Consider the following 25,836-nt stretch of genomic DNA (forward strand, 5'->3'; position numbering starts at 1 on the left):
CACCGGCGCCGGGCCCCTGCATGAAACAGCTCCCGTCGAACGGAGAACGGCCGCAGCCCCCGCACAGCGGGCTGCGGCCGTTCCGTCGCTCTCCGGCCCGTCCGTGGCAGGTCAGAGGGCGAGGCCCGTGAGCACCAGGACGCGCTCGTAGGTGTAGTCGTCCATGGCGAACTTGACGCCCTCGCGGCCGACGCCGGACTGCTTCACGCCGCCGTACGGCATCTGGTCGGCGCGGTAGGAGGGGACGTCGCCGATGACGACGCCGCCGACCTCGAGGGCCCGGTGGGCACGGAAGGCGCCCTGCAGGTCGTGGGTGAACACGCCCGCCTGGAGGCCGTACTTGGAGGCGTTGACGGCGGCGAACGCCTCGGCCTCGCCGTGCACCTTCTGCACCGTGAGGACGGGACCGAAGATCTCCTCGCACGAGATGGTGGTGTCCTCCGGCACGTCGGTGAGGACGGTCGGCGCGAAGCTGGCGCCGTCGCGGTCGCCGCCGGTGACCAGGGTGGCACCGGCCTCGACCGCCTCCTTCACCCACGCCTCGACCCGCTCGGCGGCCGCCTCGCTGACCAGCGGGCCGACGTCGGTGTTGTCGTCGGCGGGGTCGCCGGTGACCTGGGCCTCGACGGCGGCGACGATGCGCGGCAGGAGCCGGTCGTAGACGGCGGCGTCGGCGATGACCCGCTGCACCGAGATGCAGGACTGGCCGCCCTGGTAGTTGGAGAAGGTCGCGATGCGGGTGGCGGCCCAGTCGAGGTCGGCGTCGCTCGCGTAGTCGCCGAGGACGACGGCCGCGCCGTTGCCGCCGAGCTCCAGGGTGCAGTGCTTACGGGGCACCGAGTCCATGATCGAGTAGCCGACCTTCTCGGAACCGGTGAAGGAGATGACCGGGAGGCGCTCGTCCTGGACGAGGGCGGCCATCTTGTCGTTGGCGACCGGGAGGATCGACCAGGAACCGGCCGGGAGACCGGTCGTCTCGGCGAGCAGGTCACCGATGATCAGGCCGGAGAGGGGGGTGGCCGGGGCCGGCTTCAGGATGATCGGCGCGCCGGCCGCGATCGCCGGGGCGATCTTGTGGGCGCACAGGTTGAGGGGGAAGTTGAACGGCGCGATGCCGAGCACGACGCCCTTCGGGAAGCGGCGGGTCAGCGCGAGGCGGCCCTGGCCCCCGAGGTCGGTGTCCAGCCGCTGGGCCTCGCCGCTGTTGAAGCGGCGGGCTTCCTCGGCGGCGAACCGGAACACGGACACGGCGCGGCCGACCTCGCCCCGGGCCCACTTGATCGGCTTGCCGTTCTCGGCGGAGATCAGCTGGGCTATCTCCTCGGTGCGCTCGGCCAGGCGGCGGCTGACGTGGTCGAGGGCGGCGGCGCGTACGTGGGCGGGGGTGGCGGCGAACTCGTCCCGCACGGCGTACGCGGCGGCGACGGCTTCCTCGACCTGGGCGTCGGTGGGCACGCTGACCTTGCCGACGAGACGGGCGTCCCACGGGTTGGTGACGTCGAAGGTGTCCTCGCCGGTGGCCTGGCGGCCGGCGAGCCAGAAGGCGTGGGTGGCGGTCATTGCGAGTCCCGGCCCTTCCGCGTTGGGGGTGGGTGTGTGCAGGGTGTTCGGCTCCACGGTAGGTCGGTGGGGCCGAGGGTGCGTTTGTCCGGGGTGTAGTGGTGGGGGTGGGGGGTGCGCCGGATTGGCACGGTGCGGGGGGCAGGCCGCTTTTTCCTCGCCCCCGCCGCCCCTACCCGTCCCGTCCTCCAGGGGGTGGGCCCCCTTCGACCGCCCGTCCCGGGGGCTGCCGCCCCCGGACCCCCGCATCGGCCTGACGGCCTCGTCCTCAAACGCCGGACGGGCTGGACAGTGGGGGTGCGGGCGTCGTCCTCAAACGCCGGACGGGCTGAATAGTGGGGGTGCGGGCGTCGTCCTCAGACGGCGGACGGGCTGGAAAAAGTGGGGGGCGGGCCCGTCGTCACAGGCCGGGCTCCCGTTCTCAGCGCCGGGCTTGGTGAGAAACCCAGGGGCGCGGGGAACTGCGCGGCCGGCCCCCACCGGGCCGCGGACGGCAGCCGGTCTGGGGGTCCTCGGCGGGTGCCGGGACGGTGCGGTTTCGGCGGGCGGGCGGGTCGGGTGGGTGGGCGGGCGCGGGCGGGCGGGCGGGGAAGTACCCGGCTACTCCCCCGACGTCGCCTTCAAGGCCAGCCACAGTTCCATCCGGACGTCCGGGTCGTCCAGGGAGCGGCCCAGGATCTCCTCCACCCTGCGCATCCGGTAGCGGAGGGTGTGCCGGTGGACGCCCAGGTCCGCCGCCGCCGCGTCCCACTGGCCGTGCCGGGAGAGCCAGGCCCGGAGGGAGGCGACCAGGTCACCCCGGCCGGTCGCGTCGTGCTCGTACAGCGCCCTGAGCAGACCGTCGGCGAACGCCTTCACCGCGTCGTCGGCGAGGAGCGGAAGGACCGATCCCGACGCCAGCTGGTCGTGCTCGACCAGGACCCGGCCCCTGCGCCGGGCCACGGACAGCGCCTGTTCGGCCTGCTTGTACGCGGCCGCCGCGGCGATCGGCCCGGACGGCGCGGAGAGGCCCACCACCAGTTCGTCGTCCTCGCCGCCGCCCTGCTCCGCCGGCACCGCCCGCGCCGCCTCCCGTGCCGCCGCGTACTCCACGCACGCCGCCACCGCCGCGCCCCGGTCCGCGGCCAGCACCACCAGCCGCTCCCCCTCGGGCACCAGCAGCACCGCCTCCCCGGCACGGGCCGCCGCCGACTCCACCGCCTCGGTGAGACCGGCCAGCACCTCGCCGCCGCCCGCGTCCGCGACGATCATCCGGAAGGGGGCGTCGAGCAGCCCGCCGTACAGGTCCCCGGCGACCCCGCGGGCGTGGTCCGGCTGCCCGGCCAGCAGCATGCGCAGCACCGCCGCCCCGACCCGCTGCTCGGCCGCGTGCAGCGAGCGGGAGCGTTCCGTCGTGAGGGTGAGCAGGGCGATCGCGGAGTGGACGGCGTAGCGCTCGGCCGTGCCGAGCGCCGAGGCCGTGCCGACCGCCAGGGCCGCCCGCGGACGGCGGCCGGTACCGAGGGAGTGCAGTTCCACCCGGTCCTCGTTGTCGGGGCCGCCGACCACCGAGGACGCCGGTGCCGGGCGTTCCCGCAGGCGTTCCACCTCCGCCGTCAGGCGCGCCGCCCGGCGCCCCGCCCACTCCGGTGCCGTTGCGACGACCGCGCCGGACGCGTCGTACAGCGCCGCCCAGCCGTCCACCTGCGCGGCGAGCGCGGCGAGCAGGCCCTCCGGGCCGGCGTTCAGCGCCTGCCTGGTCAGTTCACGCTGGGCGGCGAAGCCCGCCGTCACCGCGCGGTACTGGTCGGCCGCTATCGCCGCCGAGACCGCCTTGCTGATCGCGAGGAAGGGGGTGCGGCGCGGCACCTCCAACAGGGGCAGGCCCTCGTGTTCCGCCGCGTCGACCAGGGCCTCGGGGATCTCGTCGTAGTTGACCCCGACGGCGAAACCGAGGCCCACCACCCCGGCTCCGACCAGCCGTTTCACGTACTTCCGCATCGCCTCCGGATTCTCCGCGTCCAGCTTCAGCGCGGTGATCAGGAGCAGTTCCCCGCCCTCCATGTAGGGCACCGGGTCGGCGAGTTCACTGACGTGGGCCCAGCGCACGGGCACGTCGAGGCGGTCCTCGCCCGCGCGCACGGTCAGTTTGAGCGCGGAGTGGTGGACGAGCGAGGCGAGCGTCGGTGGCATCAGGCCGTCAGATCTTCTCTTGGGTCGAAGGCGTCGTGAGCGCCGTGAGCGTCGTGAGTGAGGCCAGTGGTCTTTGGCCGTGCCGTATGAACGGCCTCTGTCGATTCTGCCTCACTGTACGGTCGCGTGTGCCCCGGTGTTCAGAGCCGGCCGCCCGCCCTGAGGTCCACCAGCAGCGGGGGCGCGTGCTCGCCCTTGACGGTGGTGAGGGAGAGGACCGCATGGCCCGGTGGCAGACCGTGGGCCAGTTCCGAGGCCGACCAGCGCTCGCGCTCCACCTGCCGGACGGTGACGGCCCGTGCCGTGGCCGCCTTGCCGGTGATCACCCGGCGTACGACGTGCAGCGCCTTGCCCGCCGGGGTCTCCGCGATGATCTGGCGGTCGGTGACGTCCCGGGCCTCGGTCCACTCCTTGCCCCAGACCTCGGCGAAGTCCTGCCCGTCCCAGGGAGTGAGCCCGGCGAAGGCCATCCTGCAGCCGGTGGCGCCGAGCAGGGGGCCGCGGAGCGGGCGGGGTACGTCGTCCAGGGTGCGCAGGGTCAGCACCACGCCCGCGTTGGCGGAGCGCAGCCGCTGGACGGCGCGGACCGCCTCCGGCGTCACCACGCCCGTCGCGTCGTCCAGGAGCAGGCAGGAGAAGAGCGAGCGGTCGTCCCGTACCGCGACGCTCGCCGTGAACTGGGCGAGCACCAGGCGGGCCAGGATGCGGGAGGCGTCCGCGTGGCCGCGCTCGGGCAGGTCGATGCGGACCCGGACCGGGTGGTCGAGGGCCTTGAGGGAGAAGGGCCGGGACTGGCCGGAGGTGTCGAAGAAGCCGGCGAAGGCCGGGCGGTCGAGGAGGGCGATGCGGTCGGCGAGGACCGCGCCGACGTCCCCCGGGTGTCCCATCTGGCGTTCCCGCGCGTCGAGCTCGCGCAGCAGCGACTCGTGTCCGGTCGTCGTCAGACCCTTGCGGAGCGCGGCGAGCGGGCCGGGGGCGCCGTCGAGGAGCTGACGCAGTTCGGGGACGGAGGGGAAGCGGCCGTGGACCGCCCGGAACGGGCCGAGCAGCTGGGCGAGGACGGTGGTGGAGCGGCGGCTGTCGCTGCCGGGGTGCGGGTCGGCGAGGTCGCCGGCGAGGGCCTCGGCGAGTATGGCGGCGGCCTCGTCGGGGTCGGTGGTGCCGCCGTACAGGTCGAGGTCGTAGACGGACTCGGGGTGGGCGATGCGGACGACGACGTCGTAGGCGTCGGCGGGTCCGAGGCCGGCGCCGGCCGCGCCGACGACGACGACGGAGGCGCGGCCGGCGAGCGCGTGCAGGCAGAGCGACTCGGCGAGCGGGCGGACCAGGCTGCCGGTCTTGCCGGAGCCGGCCGGGCCCACGGCGAGCAGCGAGGTGCCGAGCAGTTCGGGGCCGAGGGCGAGGCCGGTGCCCCGGTACCGGTAGGGGTTGCGTGGGTCGTCGGCGGTGGTGCCGAGCCGGACCTGGCCGGTGACCAGGTCGTGGCGGGCGTGCCGGGCGGGCAGGTCGCGTTCGCCGGAGGGGTGCAGGCAGGCGGCGGCGCCGTCCTTGACCACGGCCGCGGTGAAGGTGGCCATGGTGTGCCGGCCGCTGCGTACGCCCTGCCAGGCGCGGGCGATCCGGGCGTGGTCCACGTCCCGCATCAGCCCGGAACGCGCTTCGGCGGCGAGCCGGTCGGCGGCGTGGTCCGCCCCGGCCTGACGAAGATATGGGAACTCGGCGGGGTCCTGCTCGGGGACGGGTGGTCGTTCGACGGGAGGGTGGGTCGGGGTCCAGGCCTGCGGGCCGTAGCGGCGCCAGACCTCACCCCAGCGGCCGAGGCGGCCGGCGATGAGGATGATGACCAACGCGGTGATGGCATACCAGGTGTAACCGAGGACGACGCGCGCCAACGAATTCGGTGGCGCCCAGGAGTCCGGGACCATCACGTTGAGCGGCAGATACCACCAGCCGCCCAGGTAGCCGTTGAACAGCAGGGACCAGACCAACCACCCCGCCAGGAAGGCGATCAGCGCCCCTCCCAACAACTGAACCGTGGGGACTTCCTCGGGTTCCTGCTCCGCTCGCGCCCGGTACCCGAGCCGCCACACCCCCGGCGCCGCCTCGGGCCGGGGTGCGCGCAGCCAGGTCAGGAAGGCCGAGCCGTCCGGCAGCGGTGGTACCGCCGTCGGGGGCGCCGTGGGCCGTGGCGGTACCGCGGGTGCCTCGGCCGGCACCGCGCCCGCGTCCTGCGGCGCCGCCGGACGCGGTACGGGATTCGCATGCGTACGCCGCGTGTCCCGCGTCCCGTCGCTGTCCATCGCTCTCGCTCCCTGACCAGCCGTTCTTCAGTCCACCGTCAGCGGCCAATCTAACGCCCTCGCAAGGGGAGTTCACCGCTTACGCGGCCGAGGAGCCGTCCGGCCGGACACCGGTCCCCCCCACCGCACTATGTCCATCGCGGACAACGTCACTCTCCGACAACGCCCACATGGAGCATGCCCACCTCCCACACCCGGCCCTAGCCTGCGAAGAAAGAAGGAAAGCGTCCGAAAACGCACCACCGGAGCAACCGGACGGGACGCGCCCGGCACGCATCGGTTCGCACCACTCATCAGGGAGCCCCCATGACCGCACTTCCGCAGGAGCGTCGCGTCGTCACCGCCATACCCGGCCCGAAGTCGCAGGAGCTGCAGTCCCGCCGTCTCGCCGCGGTGGCGCAGGGCGTGGGTTCGGTGCTGCCCGTCTTCACCGCGCGCGCGGGCGGCGGGATCATCGAGGACGTCGACGGCAACCGCCTCATCGACTTCGGTTCCGGCATCGCCGTGACCTCGGTCGGCGCCTCCGCCGAGGCCGTCGTACGCCGCGCGAGCGCCCAGCTGGCCGACTTCACCCACACCTGTTTCATGGTCACCCCGTACGAGGGCTACGTGGAGGTCGCCGAGGCCCTCGCGGAGCTCACCCCGGGTGACCACGCCAAGAAGTCCGCGCTGTTCAACTCCGGCGCCGAGGCCGTCGAGAACGCCGTGAAGATCGCGCGTGCGTACACCAAGCGCCAGGCCGTCGTCGTCTTCGACCACGGCTACCACGGCCGGACCAACCTCACGATGGCGCTGACCTCGAAGAACATGCCGTACAAGAACGGCTTCGGTCCGTTCGCGCCCGAGGTCTACCGGGTTCCGGTCGCCTACGCCTACCGCTGGCTCACCGGCCCGGAGAACGCAGGTCCGGAGGCCGCCGCCCAGGCCATCGACCAGATCGGCAAGCAGATCGGCGCCGACAACGTCGCCGCGATCATCATCGAGCCGGTGCTCGGCGAGGGCGGCTTCATCGAGCCGGCCAAGGGCTTCCTGCCGGCGATCCGCCAGTTCGCCGCGGACAACGGCATCGTCTTCGTCGCGGACGAGATCCAGTCCGGGTTCTGCCGTACGGGCCAGTGGTTCGCGTGCGAGGACGAGGGCATCGTCCCGGACCTGATCACCACGGCCAAGGGCATCGCCGGCGGTCTGCCGCTGGCCGCCGTGACGGGCCGCGCCGAGATCATGGACGCCGCGCACGCGGGCGGGCTCGGCGGCACCTACGGCGGCAACCCGGTCGCCTGCGCCGGTGCGCTCGGGGCCATCGAGACCATGAAGGAGCTCGACCTCAACGCCAGGGCGAAGAACATCGAGTCGATCATGAAGCCCCGGCTCACCGCCATGGCCGAGAAGTTCGACGTCATCGGCGACGTCCGCGGCCGGGGCGCGATGATCGCCATCGAGCTGGTCAAGGACCGCGCCACCAAGGAGCCGAACCCGGAGGCCACCGCGGCCCTCGCCAAGGCCTGCCACCAGGAGGGGCTGCTGGTCCTGACCTGTGGCACCTACGGCAACGTGCTCCGCTTCCTGCCCCCGCTGGTCATCGGCGAGGACCTCCTCAACGAGGGCCTCGACATCATCGAGCAGGCCTTCGCGCGGATCTAAGCCACCGGCTCCGCCGAGCCCGCGCAACGGGTCTCGAACCCGTGTGCCACCGCCGCCCCACCCCTCCCACCTGGCGTGATGTGGGGGGCTGGGGCGGCCCCCGTCAGGCCGTGTGAAGAAGGTGTGCGAGGTGGATGACGGGACGCGATTCCGCCTGTCGCGGCACCGGACCCTGCCGTAGGTTCTACCCAGATGAGAGATACACCCCGCCCACAGGGGACTGTGGGCGATTTCAGGCCGGGGCCTCCCCAGCTTCGACCTGGTCGTGCCCTCGCGCACACAACCGGCGCCTCCGGCTCCGGATCTCCTCACCGATCGGACGGTCGCTCGCCCCAAACCCCCCGGGGCGCGCGGCGTTCCGATCCGGACGGCCGCCTCGGAACCACCCCCCCTGTTCCGGGGCGGCCGACCTCCTTCCTTCGCTTTCGCCTCGCGGGACTCGTGGGGCTTCTGGGCCTGCCGGCCCTCCTCTTCGCGCTGATCACCTGGCAGGTCGTGGCCCATGGCCCGCTGCTCCGCCTGGACAGCCGCCTGAGCAGCGCACTCGTCCATCCGGACCGGTTCTCCGAACTCCTCTCCGACCTCGGGAACGTGCAGGTCGCGATCCCGGTCCTGGTAATCGTCATCGTCGGCGTCGCCCGGCGCGGCCGTGCCACCGGTACAGACCGTTGGTGGCTGCCGCCCACGGCCGCCGCCGTCCTGATGGCCCTGGTCCCGGCGATCGTCGTACCGCTCAAGGACTGGACCGCCCGGCCGGGGACCCCGGTGGTGCCCCCGGCGGTCGGCTACTTCCCCTCCGGCCACACGGCGACGGCGGCGATCGCGTACGGCTCCGCGACCCTGCTCCTCCTCCCCTGGCTCACGTCCGCCGCCGCCCGCCGCACCGCCGTCGCCGTCTGCGCGGCCCTGGTCCTCGGGGTCTCCTACGGCCTGGTGCGCCGCGGCTACCACTGGCCGCTGGACGTGGTGGCCGGCTGGTGCCTGGCCACCGTCCTGCTGACGTCCCTGCGGCTGCTGCTCAGCCGAAGTACGCGTCGAAGGTCTTCTGGAACTCCCAGTTCGAGAACCGGTCCCAGTTGATCGACCAGGTCATCAGGCCGCGCAGGGACGGCCAGGTGCCGTGGGTGGTGTACGAGCCGCAGTTGGTCCTCTTCGTCAGGCAGTCCAGGGTCTTGGTGACCTCGGACGGCGCGACGTAGCCGTTGCCCGCGTTGGTCGAGGCCGGCATGCCGATCGCGATCTGGTCGGGACGCAGGGGCGGGAAGACGTTGCCCGCGTCGCCCGCCACGGGGAAGCCGGTGAGCAGCATGTCGGTCATGGCGATGTGGAAGTCGGCGCCGCCCATGGAGTGGTACTGGTTGTCGAGGCCCATGATCGAGCCCGAGTTGTAGTCCTGGACGTGCAGCAGGGTCAGGTCGTCGCGCAGGGCGTAGATGACCGGGAGGTACGCCCCGCAGCGCGGGTCCTGGCCGCCCCACTTGCCGGTGCCGTAGTACTGGTAGCCCATCTGCACGAAGAAGGTCTCCGGTGCCATGGACAGCACGAACTTCGAGCCGTACTTGGCCTTCAGGGTCTTCAGCGCGGAGATGAGGTTGACGATCACCGGCGTCGTCGGGTTCTTGAAGTCCGTGTCGCTCGCGTCCAGGGAGAGCGAGTGGCCCTCGAAGTCGATGTCCAGGCCGTCGAGGCCGTAGGTGTCGATGATGTTCGAGACGGACGAGACGAAGGTGTCCCGCGCGGCCGTCGTGGTGAGCTGCACCTGGCCGTTGGCGCCGCCGATCGATATCAGCACCTTCTTGCCGGCCGCCTGCTTGGCCTTGATCGCCGCCTTGAAGTCGGCGTCGCTCTCGACGTTCGCGCACTCGGTGACCGGGCAGCGGTTGAAGCGGATGTCCCCGGAGGTGGCCGAGGTCGGCTCGCCGAAGGCCAGGTCGATGACGTCCCAGCTGTCGGGGACGTCGGCGAGCCGGGTGTACCCGGCGCCGTTGGCGAAGGAGGAGTGCAGGTAGCCGACCAGGGCGTGGGTGGGCAGGCCGGTGGAGCCGCCGGAGGAACCGGTGGTCGTGGTGGCCGTCACCGCCGCCGACTTCGCGGACTCGCCGGCGTCGTTCACGGCGGTGACCTGGAAGCTGTACGCCGTCGACGGGTTCAGCCCGGTCACCGTGGCCGACGTCCCGGTCGCCGTCTGAACCCTGGTGCCGTCCCGGTAGACCGCGTAGCTCGTCGCGCCGGTGACCGCGGTCCAGGACAGCGCCACGCTGGAGGAGGTGACCGAGCCCGCGGTGAGCCCGGTGGGTGCGGCCGGCGGCTGGCCCGTGGTCGCGCCGCCCGGCCCGACCAGCGAGACGTCGTCGGCGTAGTAGGCGCCGGTGCCGTACCAGCCGTGGATGTAGATGGTGACCTTGGTGGTCGAGGCGCCGGTGGTGAAGGTGGTGGTGAGTTTCTGCCAGTCGGGGGCGGACTGGGTCCAGGTGGAGACGTCGGTGGTGCCGGTGCCGCTCGCACCGAGGTAGACGTAGGAGCCGCGGACGTAGCCGGACAGGGTGTACTGCGAACTCGGCTTGACGGTCACGGTCTGCGCGCACTGGGCGTTGTCGCTGCCGGCCGGGGTCGCCTGCAGCGCGGAACTGCCGCTGTGCACGGGTGAGTTGACCGTCGTGCCGCTGCCCGCCGTGCAGCTCCAGCCGGAGAGGCCCGATTCGAACCCGCCGTTGACGGCGAGATCCGCGTCGGCCGCACGGGCGGCCGACGAGAGCGCGGTGATACCGGGTACGGCCAGCAGCGCGGCCGTGAGCAGGGTGAGGACAGGTCTCGCGCGAACCACAAGTGCCTCCGGGGATGGGGGATGTGGAGGTGGGGTGCGCGCTCAATTTGGTCCAGACCAATCCCCCTGTCAAGAGCTGCGCTTCTTGACGCCCCCGCAGCACAGCGCCCCGCAAGGGGCGCGGGGAACTGCGCGACCAGCCACGACGCAGCCGCAGCCGACCAACGACCTCCAGTCCCCGGCATCTAGTCGTCGGCCAAGCCGGCGGCAGCCTCGTGCATGGCCAGCTCCAGCAGTGCCGGATCCGTCAGCGTCCCCGACCCGTCCGGCGCCACCAGCCACCGCACCCCCTGGGTCGGCCGCCCGGGATACGGCACGACGATCCAGGCGCCGGCGCCCGCCGTGCGGATCCCGGTGCCGAGCCACCGGGCCGCCGTGCCGGGCGGCACGAAGAAGCCCACCCGGTCGTCCCCGAAGTCGACCAGGACGGGTCCCGGCCGGTCGAGGACGCGGGTGAGCACGTCGAGGGTCGGATAGCCGAGCTCGCCCGGCAGGATCAGTACGTCCCAGGCCCTGCCGGCGGGCAGCAGCGCGATCCCTCGCGGGTTGCGCCCCCATTCCCAGCGGCAGGCCTCGGGATCCGGTGCGACGGATGCCAGCCATTCGACCGCCGTCTTCGCCCCAGTCATCAGAAGACCTCCCCATCTCAGCCGTGGACGCGGGCGTCGCGTCACGAGGAGAGAGGGAGGTCTTCCGGGGGCATTACGCGGGTTTCCGCACCGTGTTGAAGTGAACTCGATCACATGACGAGCCGGCTCAGCTGTCGAAGCCCAGTCCCAGCCGGTCCATCGTCCGCAGCCACAGGTTGCGGCGGCCGCCGTGCGCGTCGGCGCGGGCCAGCGACCACTTGGTGAGGGCGATGCCGGTCCAGGCGAACGGCTCGGGCGGGAACGGCAGCGGTTTCTTGCGGACCATCTCCAGGCGGGTGCGCTCGGTCTCCTGCCCGGCCAGCAGGTCCAGCATCACGTCGGCCCCGAACCGGCTGGCTCCGACGCCCAGGCCGGTGTACCCGGCCGCGTACGCCACCTTCCCCTGGTGCGCGGTGCCGAAGAACGCCGAGAAGCGGGAGCAGGTGTCGATCGCGCCGCCCCACGCGTGCGTGAAGCGGACGCCCTCCAGCTGCGGGAAGCAGCTGAAGAAGTGCCCGGCGAGCTTGGCGTAGGTCTCCGGACGGTCGTCGTACTCGCGGCGCACCCGGCCGCCGTAGTGGTGGATGGCGTCGTAGCCGCCCCACAGGATGCGGTTGTCGGCCGAGAGGCGGAAGTAGTGGAACTGGTTGGCGGAGTCACCGAGGCCCTGCCGGTTCTTCCAGCCGATCGCGCCGAGCTGTTCGGCGGTGAGCGGCTCGGTCATCAGGGCGTAGTCGTAGACCGGGACGGTGTAGGCGCGGACCCGCTTGAGCAGGTTCGGGAAGATGTTGGTGGCGAGCGCGACCTGCCGGGCGCGGACCGCCCCGTACGGGGTGCGTACGGCCATGCCGGCGCCGTAGGCCTTCAGGGCGAGCGCGGGCGTGTGCTCGTAGACGCGGACGCCGAGTGCGAGGCAGGCCTGCTTGAGACCCCAGGCGAGCTTGGCCGGGTGCAGCATGGCCACGCCCCGGCGGTCCCACAGTCCCGCCTCGAAGGTCGGCGAGTCCACCTGCGCCCGTACCGCCTCGGCGTCGAGGAACTCCATGTCGTCGGCGAGGCCCCGCCGCTCCAGGTCCTTGTGCCAGTCGCGCAGTTCCCAGGCCTGGTAGGTCTCGGTGGCGACGTCTATCTCACCGGTGCGTTCGAACTCGCAGTCGATGCCGTGCCGGGCGACGGCGGCCTCGATCTCGTCGAGGTTGCGCCGGCCCAGTTCCTGCAGCCGGTGGATCTCCTCGGGCCAGCGGGCGAGGCCGTTGGGCAGCCCGTGGGTGAGGGAGGCGGCGCAGAAGCCGCCGTTGCGGCCCGAGGCGGCCCAGCCCACCTCGTGGCCTTCCAGCAGGACCACATCGCGCCCGGGGTCGCGCTCCTTGGCGTTGAGCGCGGTCCACAGTCCGCTGTAGCCGCCGCCGACGACCAGCAGGTCGCAGGTGTCGGCGCCGGTCAGCGCGGGCTCGGGGTGGGGCTTGCCGGGGTCTTCCAGCCAGTACGCGACGGGCTGTGCTTCGGAGAGAGACTTGGTCCAATCTGCCTGACGGCTCATGGCGCTTGGGGCCATGATTTTCAACTCCCTACAGAGTCAACAAAGGGGTTATGCCTTTTGCCTGTTGCGGCGGTTGTTGATGAGCATCGATGCCAGGACGAACAGTACGGCGACCAGGAACATGGCCGTACCGATGACATTGATCTGGACGGGCGTGCCGCGCTGTGCCGAACCCCAGACGAACATGGGGAAGGTGACGGTGGAGCCCGCGTTGAAATTGGTGATGATGAAATCGTCGAAGGAGAGCGCGAAGGACAGCAGCGCGCCCGCCGCGATTCCCGGGGCCGCGATGGGGAGGGTGACCCTGACGAACGTCTGCACCGGTCCGGCGTAGAGGTCGCGGGCCGCCTCCTCCAGGCGCGGGTCCATCGACATCACGCGCGCCTTGACCGCGGTGACGACGAAGCTGAGGCAGAACATGATGTGGGCGATCAGGATGGTGTAGAAGCCCAGCTGGGCGCCCATGTTGAGGAACAGGGTGAGCAGCGAGGCCGCCATCACGACCTCGGGCATCGCCATCGGCAGGAAGATCAGCGAGTTGACGGCACCACGGGCGCGGAACCGGTAGCGGACCAGCGCGAAGGCGATCATCGTGCCGAGCACGGTGGCGCCGATCGTCGCCAGGGCGGCGATCCGCAGGCTGATGGAGAGCGAGCCGCACATGTCGGCGACCCCGCACGGCTGCTTCCAGGCGTCCAGCGAGAACTGCTGCCATTCGTAGTTGAAGCGCCCCTTCGGTTTGTTGAAGGAGAACACCGTGACGATGACGTTCGGCAGGAGGAGATATCCGAGCGTCAGGAGTCCCGCGATGACGACGAGATTCTTCTTGAGCCAGTTGACGAAGGGCATTTAGACCAGATCCTCCGTCCCGGACCGGCGGATGTAGAGGGTGACCATGGCGAGGATCGCGGCCATGAGGATGAAGGAGAGCGCGGCCGCCGTCGGATAGTCGAGAATCCGCAGGAACTGCGTCTGGATCACGTTTCCGATCATGCGGGTGTCGGTCGAGCCGAGGAGTTCGGCGTTGACGTAGTCACCGGCCGCCGGGATGAAGGTCAGCAGGGTGCCGGAGACCACACCCGGCATCGACAGCGGGAAGGTGACCTTCCGGAACGTCGTCCACGGTTTGGCGTACAGGTCGCCGGCGGCCTCGTGCAGCCGTCCGTCGATCCGCTCCAGCGAGGTGTAGAGCGGCAGGATCATGAACGGCAGGAAGTTGTACGTCAGACCGCAGACCACGGCGAGCGGGGTGGCCAGCACCCGGTCGCCGGCCGTCCAGCCGAGGAAGTCGGTGACGCTCAGGACGTGCAGCGAGTTCAGCGCGTGCACGACCGGGCCGTTGTCGGCGAGGATCGTCTTCCAGGCCAGGGTGCGGATCAGGAAGCTGGTGAAGAACGGCGCGATCACCAGGATCATGATCAGGTTCCGCCAGCGCCCGGCGCGGAAGGCGATCAGGTAGGCCAGCGGGTAGCCGAGCACCAGGCACAGGATCGTGGCCGCGGCGGCGTAGAACACCGACCTGAGGAACTGCGGCCAGTACTCGCTCAGCGCGTCCCAGTAGGTCGCGAAGTGCCAGGTGACCTTGTAGCCCTCTTCCAGGGAGCCCGTCTGGACCGACGTGGACCCCTGGTAGATCATCGGCAGCGCGAAGAAGACGACCAGCCAGAGGATGCCGGGCAGCAGCAGCCAGTACGGGGTCCACCTGCCGCGCCTGCGCGGGGCCTTCTTCGTCTCGGGTTCGGCGGGCGCGAGCGGCGGCGGCGCCTCGGAGAGCGTGGCCATCAGGCGGCCTCCTCCTCGGTGCCGGCGTCGATGTCCTGGGCGGCGTCGAGGCCGAAGGTGTGCGCCGGGCTCCAGTGCAGGACGACGTCGGCGCCCGGGACCAGCCGGCCGTCGCGCTCGACGTTCTGCACGTACACCGCGAACTCGGGGCAGACGGCGCTGTCGATGACGTACTGCGTGGAGACGCCGATGAAACTCGCGTCGGCGACCTTCCCGGTGATCCGGTTGCGGCCCTCGGGGATGGATCCCGCGTCGTCGGCGTGGGTGAGGGAGATCTTCTCGGGCCGGACCCCGACCAGCACCTTGCCGCCGGTCGTGGTCGGCGCCGAACATCGCGCCTCGGGCAGCACCAGCTTCCCGCCGCCGGCCTTGAGGACGATGTCGTCGCCGCTCTTCGAGTCGACCTCGGCCTCGATCAGGTTCGAGGTGCCGAGGAAGTTCGCGACGAACGTGGTGTTCGGGTTCTCGTAGAGGTCGGCCGGCGAGCCGAGCTGCTCGACGCGCCCCGCGTTCATCACGGCGACCGTGTCGGCCATGGTCATGGCCTCCTCCTGGTCGTGCGTGACGTGCACGAAGGTGATGCCGACCTCGGTCTGGATCCGCTTGAGCTCCAGCTGCATCTGGCGGCGCAGCTTGAGGTCCAGGGCGCCGAGCGGCTCGTCGAGGAGGAGCACCTTGGGGTGGTTGATCAGTGCGCGGGCCACCGCGACCCGCTGCTGCTGGCCGCCGGAGAGCTGGTGCGGTTTCTTGCGCGCCTGCTCGCCGAGCTGGACCAGCTCCAGCATGTCCTCGACCTGCTTCTTCACGCTCTTGATGCCGCGCCGGCGCAGGCCGAAGGCGACGTTCTCGAAGATGTCGAGGTGCGGGAAGAGGGCGTACGACTGGAAGACCGTGTTCACCGGCCTCTTGTACGGCGGCAGATGGGTCACGTCCTGGTCGCCGAGGTGCACGGTGCCGGTGGTCGGCTCCTCCAGTCCCGCGATCATGCGCAGGGTGGTGGTCTTGCCGCAGCCGGAGGCGCCGAGGAGGGCGAAGAAGGAGCCCTGCGGCACGGTCAGGTCCATCGGCTGTACGGCGGTGAAGCCGTTGTCGTAGGTCTTGCCGATGCCGGTGAGGCGGACGTCGCCGCTGCTGTCTGTCGTCATGGTGTCGTCACGCCCCTGTGAGCTTCGCGAACTTCTGCTGGTAGGCCGTCTCTTCCTTCGAGCTGAGGGCCCGGAAGGCATGGGACTTGGCCTGCATGGCCTTGTCGGGAACGATCAGCGGGTTGCTCGCCGCCCCCTTGTCGATCTTGGCGAGGTACGGCTGCACGTCCGCGACCGGGCTGACGTAGTTGACGTAGGCGGAGAGTTCCGCGGCCGGCTGGGGCTCGTAGTAGAAGTCGATGAGCCGTTCGGCGTTCGTCTTGTGACGCGCCTTGTTGGGGATCATCAGGTTGTCGGTCGACGTCATGTAGCCGCTGTCCGGGATGACGTACGCGACGTCCGGGTTGTCGGCCTGGAGCTGCACGATGTCACCGCCCCAGGCGACGCAGGCGGCCAGGTCGCCCTTGCTGAGGTCGGAGGTGTAGTCGTTGCCGGTGAACCGGCGGATCTGCCCCTTGTCGACGGCCTTCTGGAGCCGGGCGATCACCTTGTCGTAGTCGTCGGCGGTGAACGTCGCCGGGTCGATGCCCATGTCGAGCATGGTCATGCCGACGGTGTCCCGCATCTCCGTCAGCAGGCCGACCCGGCCCTTGAGCGCGGGGTTGTCGAGCAGGTCGGAGACCGACTTCACCTCGACGCCGTTCAGGGCCTTCTTGTTGAAGGCGACGACCGTCGAGATGCCCTGCCAGGGGTACGAGTAGGCGCGGCCCGGGTCCCAGTCGGGACTGCGGAACTGGTCCGACAGGTTGGCGAAGGCGTGCGGCAGGTTGGACGCGTCCAGTTTCTGGACGTAGCCGAGCCGGATCATGCGGGCGGCCAGCCAGTCGGTGAGGACGATCAGGTCGCGGCCGGTGTCCTGGCCGGCGGCGAGCTGCGGCTGGATCTTGCCGAAGAACTCGTCGTTGTCGTTGATGTCCTCGGTGTACTTCACCGTGATGCCGGTCCGCTTGCGGAACGCGTCCAGCGTGGGGTGCGTCTTCCCGCTGTCGTCCACGTCGATGTACTCGGGCCAGTTGGAGAAGTTGACGACCTTCTCCGTGGCCGAGTGGTCGTCGGCGGAGACCCCGCCCTGGGACTTGCCGGCCGCGGGGATGCCGCAGGCGCTCAGCGCCCCGGCGCCGCCCACCGCGAGCGCGCCGCCCAGGAACGACCGGCGGGCCAGGGCGGCCCGGCCGGTGCGGAGACTGCGCCGCATGGCGGCCGCTTCGACCGGGGTCGGGCGGTCGGGCTCGTACTGCCTCATACGCTTGGTGCCCTTTCGGGAAGGGGGCCGTGACGAACGGCCGGAGATCTGACTATCGGTCCCCGAAGATCGTGCGGTGCCAGTCCTTCCGCGGCACCGCCGTGTTGTCGAACATAACGTGCTTGACCTGGGTGTACTCCTCGAACGAGTACGCCGACATGTCCTTGCCGAAGCCGGACGCCTTGTAGCCGCCGTGCGGCATCTCGCTGATGATCGGAATGTGGTCGTTGACCCACACGCACCCCGCCTTGATCTCGCGGGTCGCGCGGTTCGCCCGGTAGACGCCGCCGGTCCACGCGGAGGCTGCCAGACCGTACGGGGTGTCGTTGGCCAGCCGGATGCCCTCATCATCACTGTCGAACGGCAGAACGACCAGCACCGGCCCGAAGATCTCGGACTGGACGATCTCGCTGTCCTGCGGTGCGTCGGCGACCAGGGTCGGCCGGTAGTACGCGCCGGCCTTCAGCTCCCCTCCGGGGGCCTCTCCACCGGTCACCACGCGCGCGTAGCCGCGCGCCCGCTCCACGAAGGCGGCGACCCGGTCCCGCTGGGCGTGCGAGATCAGCGGCCCGAGGTCGGTACCGGGCGCGAACGGGTCCCCGAGCCGCACGGTCTCCATCAGGGCGGCCGTCCGCTCCACGAAGGCCTCGTAGACCGGCCGCTGCACGTACGCGCGCGTGGCCGCGGTGCAGTCCTGCCCGGTGTTGATGAGGGCACCCGCGACGGCCCCGTTGACGGCCGCCTCCAGATCCGCGTCGTCGAAGACCACGAAGGGGGCCTTGCCGCCGAGTTCGAGGTGGAGTCGCTTCACGGTCGCGGTGGCGACCTCGGCGACCCGCTTGCCGACGCCGGTGGACCCGGTGAAGGAGGTCATGGCCACGTCGGGGTGGCCGACGAGGTGCTCACCGGCCTCCTTGCCGGTCCCGGTGACGATGTTGATCACACCGTCCGGGATCCCGGCGAGCGTGGCGGCCTCGGCGAAGAGCAGCGACGTGAGCGGGGTCAGCTCGGCCGGCTTGAGCACGATCGTGTTGCCGGCGGCGATCGCCGGGAGGATCTTCCAGGCGGCCATCTGGAGCGGATAGTTCCAGGGCGCGATGGAGCCGACGACACCGATGGGCTCGCGGCGGATGTACGACGTGTGGTCACCGGAGTACTCCGCGGCGGCCTGGCCCTGCAGATGCCGGGCGGCACCCGCGAAGAAGGCGGTGTTGTCGATGGTCCCGGGCACGTCGAACTCGCGCGTGAGCTTCAGCGGCTTGCCGCACTGGAGGGACTCGGCGCGGGCGAATTCCTCGGCGCGGTCGGCGAGCACGGCGGCGAACCGGTGCAGCGCGTCCGACCGGTCGCCGGGGGTCGTCCCGGCCCAGCCCGGAAAGGCGTCCCGCGCGGCGGCCACGGCCCGGTCGACGTCGTCCGGACCGGCCAGCTCGTACGTGTACACGTCCCTGCCGGTGGCCGGGTCGACGACGGCGTGGGTCCGTCCCGACGTGCCCTTGGCGAACCGTCCCGCGATGTACTGCGCGCCGCCCGCGAGCCGCTCCTGCGCGGGGAAGGTCTCCGGGGTGGCGGTGCCCGGGTTGTCCATGTCGCTTCTCCTCCGCCGTCGCCCGTCCCGAGAGGCGGGTGGCGTAGCTCCAGCTCGATTTGACTGCCGATCCTGACAGAGCAGGGGGCGACCAACAAGTGATTCCGTTGTTGCCTTTTGGTTACGCGACGGAATCTGTCGACCAGGTGTCGAGTCGGCAGGGAAAAGGGGGGACGGAGTGTCAGTGGTGGCTGCCAGACTGGCGTGCATGGTGAAGATCGATTCTGTGGAGGCCCTGATCAGGGCGGTCCAGGCGGGGGCCAGGATCAGGTACCTGCACTTCTGGGGACACCGGCCGAGGCCGGACGGGCAGGTCTCGGCGAGCTGCCTGAGCCAGTGGTGGCCGTCACCCTTCGTGGTCGACGGTGTGGAATACGCGACCGCCGAGCACTGGATGATGGCGGCGAAGGCCCGGCTCTTCGGGGACGCGGAGGCGGAGCGCGCGGTCCTGGCGGCGGCACACCCCGCCGAGGCGAAGAAGGCGGGCCGGCTGGTCCGGGGTTTCGACGAGGCGACATGGGAGCGCGAGCGCCTCGGCATCGTCACCGAGGGCAGCGTCCACAAGTTCGGCGCCGCGCCCGACCTGCGCGACTTCCTCCTGGCGACCGGCGACCGGATCCTGGTGGAGGCGAGCCCGGTGGACCGCGTGTGGGGCATCGGCCTGACGGCGACGGACCCGGCGGCTCAGGACCCGGCGCGGTGGCGGGGCCTGAACCTCCTCGGTTTCGCGTTGATGGCGGCGCGGAGCCAACTCCTGCCCGACGGGACCGGCCCCGCTTGATCGAAGGAACGCAGGACTTCCTGCCGACGGGACCTGTCCCACCCAATGGAACGCAGGACCTCCGGCCGAAGGCGACGGGAGCTGCCCCACCTGAAGGAACGCAGGACTCCCGACCGACGGGAGCAGCCCCACCTGAAGGGGCGCGGGGAACTGCGCGACCAGCCCCCACCGGCCCGCACCCGAACAACGACGCGGCCCCTACTGGCTCCCCTGGCTCCCCGCCACCACGATCAGCGTGATGAACGCGGCGATGATCACCAGCCCCGCCGACCCGCAGATGATCCCGGCCAGCGCCTGCCCACCGTTCGTCGCCTCCCCCCGCCGCACCCGCCTCCGCCCGATCACGCCGAACACGATCGCCAGCACCCCCATCACGAACGCGACCGGCACCATGCAGAACCCGATCGCGCTGATGATCCCCGTCACCATGGCGGCCGTGCCCAGCCCGTTGTTCGGCATCGGCTGCATACCGGGCCAGCCGCCGTACGCGCCATACCCCCCGGGCCCCGCCGGATACGCCGGATACGCCGGCAGCGCCTGGCCCGGATACTGGCCGGGATAGCCGTACGGGACCGGCCCCGGCCCGTTCGGGGCGATCGGCGGTGGCGGCACCGCCGCACTCTGCGGCTGCTGGGCCGCAGGCGGAGCGTAGGGGTTCGGCGGCCCGTTCGGGCCCGGCGCCGCGAAGGGGTTCACCGGCGGACCCGGCACCGTGCCGGACGGCGCGGCGAAGGGGTTGGCCCAGCCCTGCGGCGGCGCGTCGGCGGGGGCGTCCGGCCCCGGTACCGCCGCGACCGTCCGCTGGTCGTGCACCGACGGCGGTGCCTCCGGTGCCGGCGGCGCCACCGGTGCCGCGGGCGCCTCGGAGCCGGCCCCCTCCCCGGCGGCCTCCCCCTTGTCCAGCCGTATCTTCGAAGCCTCCGGCACCTCGTCAGCCATCGTGCGACGTCCCCCTCCTCCTGCGCATGCCGCCGTCATGGTACGGCCCCGGCCCCGCCGGACCGCGGCCCGGGCCGTCCGGCCTACCATGACCCCCGAGTCACCGATCAGCCGATCACCGCGCAGGGCCCCACGGCCGTACCCCGCCCCAAGGCGGCCCGCGCCGTTCCGGGGAGGAACCCTTGACCGACCGCCACGCCGACCCCGCAGCACCGCGCGACACGCACGACGTGCCCAATGTGCCCGACGTGCACGCCTTCATCGCCGGACTGCCCAAGGCCGAACTGCACGTCCACCACGTCGGCTCCGCCTCCCCCCGCATCGTGTCGGAACTGGCCGCGCGGCACCCCGACTCCAAGGTCCCCACCGATCCCGAGGCCCTGGCCGACTACTTCACCTTCACCGACTTCGCCCACTTCATCGAGGTCTACCTGTCGGTGGTCGACCTGATCCGCACGCCCGAGGACGTACGGCTGCTCACCTACGAGGTGGCGCGTGACCTGGCCCGCCAGCAGGTGCGCTACGCCGAGCTGACGATCACCCCGTTCTCGTCCACCCGGCGCGGGATCGACGCGCGGGCCTTCATGGACGCGATCGAGGACGCGCGGAAGGCGGCGGAGGCCGAGTTCGGCACGGTGCTGCGCTGGTGCTTCGACATCCCCGGCGAGGCGGGCCTGGAGGCCGCCGAGGAGACGGCACGGCTGGCGACCGACGACCGGCTGCGCCCGGAGGGCCTGGTCTCGTTCGGCCTCGGCGGCCCCGAGATCGGCGTGCCGCGGCCCCAGTTCAAGCCGTACTTCGACCGGGCGATCGCGGCCGGCCTGCGCTCGGTCCCGCACGCGGGCGAGACCACCGGCCCCGGCACGGTCTGGGACGCGCTCACCCACCTGCGCGCCGAGCGCATCGGCCACGGCACCAGCTCGGCGCAGGATCCGAAGCTCCTCGCCCACCTCGCCGAGCACCGCATCGCCCTCGAGGTGTGCCCGACCTCCAACATCGCCACCCGCGCGGTCCGCACCCTCGAAGAGCACCCGATCAAGGACTTCGTGGCCGCCGGTGTCCTGGTCACGGTCAACTCCGACGACCCGCCGATGTTCGGCACCGACCTCGACAACGAGTACGCGGTCGCCGCCCGTCTCCTCGGCCTCGACGAGCGCGGCCTCGCGGACCTCGCGAAGAACGCGGTCGAGGCGTCCTTCCTGGACCTGACGGGCAAGGCGAGGATCTCCGCCGAGATCGACGCGTACACGAAGGCGTGGCTCGCCCCCTGACGAGGCCTGAGAGCATGGGCGCATGCAGACCGTGACCGCCGTGGCCCACCGCGGCGACCCCTACCGCATTCGCGAGAACACGCTCGACTCCCTGCGTTCCGCGCTCCACCGGGGCGCGGACGCGGTGGAGACCGACGTGCGGCTCACCCGTGACGGCGTTCCCGTCCTCCTGCACGACGCCACGCTCAAGCGGCTGTGGGAGCACGACCGCCCCCTGCACACCCTGTCGGCGGACGAGGTGCGCGGCCTCACCGCGGGCGGCGTGCCGACCCTCGCCGAGGCGCTGGCGGCGACGGACGGCAGCCGGGTGATGCTCGACCTGCCCGGCGACCCGGGCGAGCGGGCGGTGGCGCGGATCGTGGCCGTGGCCCGGGAGTGCGACGCGACGGACCGCGTCTACTACACCGGTGACGCCGTCACGATGCTGGCGGTGCGGGCGGCCGACCCGTCCGCCGAGATCGCCCTGACCCGCAAGACCCTGGCGCCGGTCCGCCCGGCGCTGCTGGACGTGATCCGCCCCCGTTACCTGAACTACCGCTTCACCCTGCTCGACCACGCCCTGGTCGAACACGTCCACCGCACAGGACACCTGGTCTCCTGCTGGACCCCGGACACCCGCCGCTCCCTGCGCCGCCTGCTGGAGATGAGCGTCGACTCAATCACCACGAACAGAGTGGACGTACTCGACGCCCTCCGCTGAACGCGCCCCCGGAGGGGCGCGGGGAACTGCGCGAGCAACCCCCACCGGCCCGAGCTAAACCCGCGACCGTTGTGCCACCGTCGCCGCATCAGCAGGCACCGACCGCGTCACATACTGCGGAACCGGCGCCGCGTCCGTCCCGTCGTCCCGCACCAGGCCGTACCGGATCGCCCCCTGCGGGGGCCCGTACAGCACGTCCTTCTCCACCGCGTCCCACGACGACGGGAAGACGCTCACCCCGTAGTCGGCCCCGCGTTCGTTCACCGTGAACGTCACGCTGCCGTCGACGTAGTAGTACTCGTTCTGCCACATCTGCTGGGCGCCGGCCGGCAGCACGGCGTACCCGGTCGAGGAGCTTCCCATCCCCGTCGCGGACGTGTCCGTCGTACTCACCCGGTCGTCCATGCGCCGCCCGCCCCCCGACGCGACGTGGAAGAGCTTCCCCTTCAGCCCGGTCCAGGACGGCATGACCAGGCTGCCGGCCCGGTACTGCGGTGAGATCTGCCAGCGGACCAGGACATAGCCCTGTCCGCTGAGCGTCACGCTGTCACCGCGGTGGTTCAGCACCGCGTGCGCCCCGCCGCTGCTGGTGATCCCGCCCTCCGGCCGGTGCGGCAGCGCACCCGGCTTCGCCTCCGGGTCCGGCGCCGCGTCGGCCGCGTCCACGACCGAGCCGTAGGCCGCCGCGCCCGCCGAGGCCGACGGGGACGCGGACGGCGAGGCGGACGCAGAAGAGGAGGAAGAGGAAGAGGACGGCGAGGGAGTGGACTCCGGCGCCCGCGGTACCGCACGCGAGACAGCGGCCGTCGGCGACACCGCGGTCCGCGGCGCCGGGTCGCGCGGCGGCCCTACGACGACGTACGCGCCGCCCGCCACGATCGTCGCCCCGGCGGTCACCGCGACGGCCGGCTTGGCCAGCGCACCGAGCACCTTCGCCGGCCACCCGGCGGACGTGGCGGCGGTGGCCGCCACCGCCGTCTTCCCGCCGAGCGCCAGCGACAGCGCGAAGCCGGCCGGCACCGGGACCAGGGCGATCCCGGCCAGGAGCCGCTCCGCCGGGACGACGGCGCCGCGGGTGCCGCCGCAGTAGCCGCAGCCGCGGATGTGCCGGGCCAGCCGCTTGCGCCAGACGGAGTCGGGCCGGCCGTCCCAGCGGGCGGTCAGCTCGCGCAGTTCGGGGCAGGCCCCGTCCAGCGCGCGCACGATGCCCCGCGAGGTCTCCAGCCGCTCCTTCATCCGCTGCACGCGGACGGCGGCGTGCTGCCGGCTGATGCCGACGGCAGCCGCCAGTTCGCGCCGGGTGAGTTCGCCGGAGACCTCCAGCCACCACAGCGACACCAGCTGCCTGCCCTCGGCGTCCAGCCAGCGCACGGCCTCCGCGACCTCCCGCCGCTGCCCCTCCAACTGGAGCCGCAGCACGGTGAGTTCGGCGAAGTCGGCGGTGCCGTCCGGGACCGCCTCGTCCAGTTTCCTGTCCTGTCTGCGGCGCGCGCGGTCCCGGATCTGCCGCATGGCGATGGCCACCAGCCAGGACCGGAAGCTGTCCGGGTCGCGCAGGGCGGCGAGGTTGTCGACGGCACGCAGCATGGTCTCCTGGACGACGTCGTCGACGTCCGCATGGCCGTTGAGGGCACGCCCGACCACGTTGTAGACCAACGGCAGCCAGCCCTCGACCAGTTCGTCCAGCGCGCGCCGGTCGCCGGCCTGCGCGGCCGCGACGGTGGCCCGCCACTGCCGCGACACCGGCACGTCCGTCCTCATGACCGCACCCTCTCAGCCGGGGCGGTGGCCTTGGCAATGTCGGGGATCACAGTGTGGAGACGGAGCACGGGGTTCGCGATAACACTTTTTCCGCCCCGGCTCTCCCCCTGTTCCCCGGCTACCCGAACAGGAGGTGGGGGGCGACTCCTTCGAGGCGCAGTACGCACACCGCTTCGACACGCTCACCCCGGAGCAGGTCGTACGGTCGGCGGTGGCGAAGGGGCCCGCGTTCCGCCCCGGAACGAAAGAGGACTACCTCAACATCAACTACACCGTGCTCGGGCTGCTGGTCGAGAAGGTGACGGGGCGGTCGTACGCCTCGGTGGCCGAGCGGCTGGTGCTGCGGCCCGCCGGGATGCGGGACACCTGCTTCCCGGACACCGACCCGCGCATCCGGGGCCCGCACAACCACGGCTACCAGAAGGTGACGAAGGCCGACGGGACGGCGGAGTTCGTGGACGTCACCGAGTGGAACCAGGCGGACCGGTTCGCGGCCGGGGACATGATCTCCACCACCGCCGGCCTCGCTGACCGACCGCGAGGGCGAGGTGCTGGTCGCCATCGGCCGGGGCGGGAACAACACCGAGATCGCCGAGCGCCTCGTCCTCACCGAGTCGACCGTGAAGGAGCACGTGGGCCGGGTGCTCGCCAAGATCGGGGCGCGCGACCGGGTCCAGGCCGTGATCACGGCGTACGACGCCGGACTGGTCCGCGCCAAGCAGCCGGACCCCCCTCTCCCGGTGCGGCGGCTCCAGGCGTAGCATGTGAACGAAACAGTTTCGTTCACGGAACGGACCTCGCATGGAGAAGACAGGCACGGTCTCCGTACTCGTCGTCAACGACCAATCCCTCCAGCGCCTCGCCCTGCGCATGCTCCTCGCCGCCGAGCCGGGCCTGACGGTCGTCGGGGAGGCGGCGGACGGGGACGAGGCGATCCGTGCGAGCGCCGCGCTCCGCCCCGACATCGTCCTCATGGACAGCCGGCCGTCCCGGTCGGACGCCATCGACACCATCCGGCGCATCGCCCGCCCCGCCGCCCGGACCCGCACCCCCACCGCCGCTTTCACCGGCGAGCCCGCGGCCGCCTCCCGCGTCCCGCGGGTCCTGATGCTGACCGCGGCCGGACAGGAGGCGGACGCCTGGGCGGCCCTGCGGGCAGGCGCCGGCGGCTTCCTGCTCAACGACGCCGACCCGGCCGAACTGACCGCGGCCATCCGGGTGGTGGCCGCCGGCGACGCCGTCATCACGCCCGGTCTGACCCGCGCGCTCATCGACGCCGTACGCCAGCAGCACACCGTGCGCCCCCTCCCCCGCACCTCGGGGCTCGGCGCCCTCACCGGGCGCGAGCGCGACGTCCTGATCGCGGTCGCCTCCGGCTGGACCAACGCCGAGATCGCGCAGTGGCTGTCCATCGCCCCGACCACCGTGAAGACCCACGTCAGCAACGTCCTCGCGAAGATCGGCGCCCGCGCCCGGGTGCAGGCGGTGGCCTTCGCCTACGAGTCGGGGCTGATCCGGCCGGCGGCGTAGGTCCCCGCGGAACAGCCGCGACCCCCTGGAAGCTCTCGCCGTCCAGCGCCTTGAGGAAGGCCAACGGGTTTCCGTACGCATTCCACGGTCTCACGGTCGATCCGCCGCATGGAGGACGCCGGGCTGGTCGCGCGGGCCCGCCGCGAGCACGACCGCCGGGCCTTCGTCGTCTCGCTCACCGCCGACGGCGAGGCGCTCCGCGAGCCGCTCGCCGACCTCTGGACCACCCTGGACCGCCTCGCCGCCGAGACCCTGGACCGGCTGAAGGGCGCCGACTTCCTCAGCACGGTCGCGGAGCTGGAACGCGCCTACGCCACGGCCCGACGCGGCTGACCGGCCTCCCGGAAGCGACCCGGCACGGCCCGGCACGACGCGGCACGGCCCGGCACGACGCGGCACGGCCCGGCACGACCCGGCACGCCCGGCACGT

At 71.8% G+C, this 25,836-nt stretch carries 19 protein-coding genes and 3 pseudogenes; 9 read left to right on the forward strand and 13 right to left on the reverse strand.

Annotation, left to right across the window (positions count from 1 at the left end):
- Window positions 1–111: 111 nt before the first annotated feature.
- The 3 genes from ACZ63F_RS29265 to ACZ63F_RS29275 form a co-directional block, all read right to left on the reverse strand.
- Window positions 112–1,560, reverse strand: a complete 1,449-nt coding sequence (locus tag ACZ63F_RS29265; RefSeq protein WP_469715294.1) for an aldehyde dehydrogenase family protein — start codon at window positions 1,558–1,560, stop codon at window positions 112–114.
- Between the two features lie 600 nt (window positions 1,561–2,160).
- A complete protein-coding gene (locus tag ACZ63F_RS29270; protein ID WP_469715296.1) occupies window positions 2,161–3,732 on the reverse strand; it encodes a PucR family transcriptional regulator in 1,572 nt (523 codons plus the stop codon).
- A gap of 140 nt (window positions 3,733–3,872) precedes the next feature.
- Window positions 3,873–6,032 (reverse strand): type IV secretory system conjugative DNA transfer family protein, encoded by a 2,160-nt coding sequence (locus ACZ63F_RS29275; RefSeq protein WP_469715298.1) that lies wholly within the window; start codon window positions 6,030–6,032, stop codon window positions 3,873–3,875.
- Between the two features lie 306 nt (window positions 6,033–6,338).
- Here ACZ63F_RS29275 and gabT point away from each other — a divergent pair, with 306 nt between their 5' ends.
- Window positions 6,339–7,673, forward strand: coding sequence for a 4-aminobutyrate--2-oxoglutarate transaminase (gene gabT / locus ACZ63F_RS29280; RefSeq protein ID WP_352367051.1), 1,335 nt, complete (start codon window positions 6,339–6,341; stop codon window positions 7,671–7,673).
- Window positions 7,674–7,895: 222 nt separating this feature from the next.
- Window positions 7,896–8,753: a phosphatase PAP2 family protein gene (locus ACZ63F_RS29285; RefSeq protein WP_469715299.1), complete on the forward strand. Its 858-nt coding sequence runs from the start codon at window positions 7,896–7,898 to the stop codon at window positions 8,751–8,753.
- Here ACZ63F_RS29285 and ACZ63F_RS29290 read toward each other — a convergent pair.
- The 8 genes from ACZ63F_RS29290 to ACZ63F_RS29325 all read right to left on the reverse strand — a co-directional run bounded on the left by ACZ63F_RS29290 (window position 8,692) and on the right by ACZ63F_RS29325 (window position 18,424).
- Window positions 8,692–10,497 (reverse strand): chitinase, encoded by a 1,806-nt coding sequence (locus ACZ63F_RS29290; protein WP_469715301.1) that lies wholly within the window; start codon window positions 10,495–10,497, stop codon window positions 8,692–8,694. The genes ACZ63F_RS29285 and ACZ63F_RS29290 overlap by 62 nt on opposite strands.
- 185 nt (window positions 10,498–10,682) lie before the next feature.
- Complete coding sequence (locus ACZ63F_RS29295; protein ID WP_469715302.1) at window positions 10,683–11,126, reverse strand: hypothetical protein; 444 nt, start codon at window positions 11,124–11,126, stop codon at window positions 10,683–10,685.
- Between the two features lie 127 nt (window positions 11,127–11,253).
- Complete coding sequence (locus ACZ63F_RS29300) at window positions 11,254–12,681, reverse strand: NAD(P)/FAD-dependent oxidoreductase (RefSeq protein ID WP_469715304.1); 1,428 nt, start codon at window positions 12,679–12,681, stop codon at window positions 11,254–11,256.
- A gap of 33 nt (window positions 12,682–12,714) precedes the next feature.
- Complete coding sequence (locus ACZ63F_RS29305; protein WP_123973793.1) at window positions 12,715–13,515, reverse strand: ABC transporter permease; 801 nt, start codon at window positions 13,513–13,515, stop codon at window positions 12,715–12,717.
- Entirely contained in the window at window positions 13,516–14,448 is a 933-nt protein-coding gene (locus ACZ63F_RS29310; protein WP_469715308.1) for an ABC transporter permease, read from the reverse strand.
- A complete protein-coding gene (locus ACZ63F_RS29315; protein ID WP_093498800.1) occupies window positions 14,448–15,593 on the reverse strand; it encodes an ABC transporter ATP-binding protein in 1,146 nt (381 codons plus the stop codon). Before ACZ63F_RS29315 ends, ACZ63F_RS29310 begins: the two co-directional genes overlap by 1 nt.
- A gap of 7 nt (window positions 15,594–15,600) precedes the next feature.
- On the reverse strand, window positions 15,601–16,836 hold the full coding sequence (locus tag ACZ63F_RS29320; RefSeq protein WP_469715312.1) for an ABC transporter substrate-binding protein: 1,236 nt from the start codon (window positions 16,834–16,836) through the stop codon (window positions 15,601–15,603).
- A 52-nt stretch (window positions 16,837–16,888) separates the two neighbouring features.
- Window positions 16,889–18,424, reverse strand: a complete 1,536-nt coding sequence (locus tag ACZ63F_RS29325) for a gamma-aminobutyraldehyde dehydrogenase (protein ID WP_469715314.1) — start codon at window positions 18,422–18,424, stop codon at window positions 16,889–16,891.
- A gap of 208 nt (window positions 18,425–18,632) precedes the next feature.
- On the opposite strand from ACZ63F_RS29325, the gene ACZ63F_RS29330 reads away from it, so the two are divergent.
- Entirely contained in the window at window positions 18,633–19,205 is a 573-nt protein-coding gene (locus ACZ63F_RS29330; RefSeq protein WP_469715316.1) for an NADAR family protein, read from the forward strand.
- A 198-nt stretch (window positions 19,206–19,403) separates the two neighbouring features.
- On the opposite strand, the gene ACZ63F_RS29335 is transcribed toward ACZ63F_RS29330, so the two are convergent.
- On the reverse strand, window positions 19,404–20,144 hold the full coding sequence (locus ACZ63F_RS29335; RefSeq protein WP_469715318.1) for a DUF4190 domain-containing protein: 741 nt from the start codon (window positions 20,142–20,144) through the stop codon (window positions 19,404–19,406).
- Window positions 20,145–20,258: 114 nt separating this feature from the next.
- On the opposite strand from ACZ63F_RS29335, the pseudogene ACZ63F_RS29340 reads away from it, so the two are divergent.
- Both ACZ63F_RS29340 and ACZ63F_RS29345 read left to right on the forward strand, forming a co-directional pair.
- Window positions 20,259–21,415, forward strand: a pseudogene (locus ACZ63F_RS29340) (adenosine deaminase).
- A 22-nt stretch (window positions 21,416–21,437) separates the two neighbouring features.
- Window positions 21,438–22,115, forward strand: a complete 678-nt coding sequence (locus ACZ63F_RS29345) for a glycerophosphodiester phosphodiesterase (protein WP_469715319.1) — start codon at window positions 21,438–21,440, stop codon at window positions 22,113–22,115.
- A 54-nt stretch (window positions 22,116–22,169) separates the two neighbouring features.
- Here the strand turns inward: ACZ63F_RS29345 and ACZ63F_RS29350 are convergent, their stop codons facing one another.
- Window positions 22,170–23,876: an RNA polymerase sigma factor gene (locus ACZ63F_RS29350; protein WP_469715320.1), complete on the reverse strand. Its 1,707-nt coding sequence runs from the start codon at window positions 23,874–23,876 to the stop codon at window positions 22,170–22,172.
- Between the two features lie 139 nt (window positions 23,877–24,015).
- On the opposite strand from ACZ63F_RS29350, the pseudogene ACZ63F_RS29355 reads away from it, so the two are divergent.
- The 4 genes and pseudogenes from ACZ63F_RS29355 to ACZ63F_RS29370 form a co-directional block, all read left to right on the forward strand.
- Window positions 24,016–24,444, forward strand: a pseudogene (locus ACZ63F_RS29355) (serine hydrolase domain-containing protein); the annotation flags it as partial.
- Window positions 24,389–24,637, forward strand: a pseudogene (locus tag ACZ63F_RS29360) (response regulator transcription factor); the annotation flags it as partial. The pseudogenes ACZ63F_RS29355 and ACZ63F_RS29360, both read left to right, overlap by 56 nt.
- Before the next feature lie 40 nt (window positions 24,638–24,677).
- On the forward strand, window positions 24,678–25,406 hold the full coding sequence (locus ACZ63F_RS29365) for a LuxR C-terminal-related transcriptional regulator (protein WP_469715322.1): 729 nt from the start codon (window positions 24,678–24,680) through the stop codon (window positions 25,404–25,406).
- A 108-nt stretch (window positions 25,407–25,514) separates the two neighbouring features.
- Complete coding sequence (locus ACZ63F_RS29370) at window positions 25,515–25,739, forward strand: hypothetical protein (protein WP_469715325.1); 225 nt, start codon at window positions 25,515–25,517, stop codon at window positions 25,737–25,739.
- The last annotated feature ends 97 nt before the right edge of the window (window positions 25,740–25,836 follow it).

The organism is Streptomyces sp. NPDC104761, assembly GCF_055583445.1.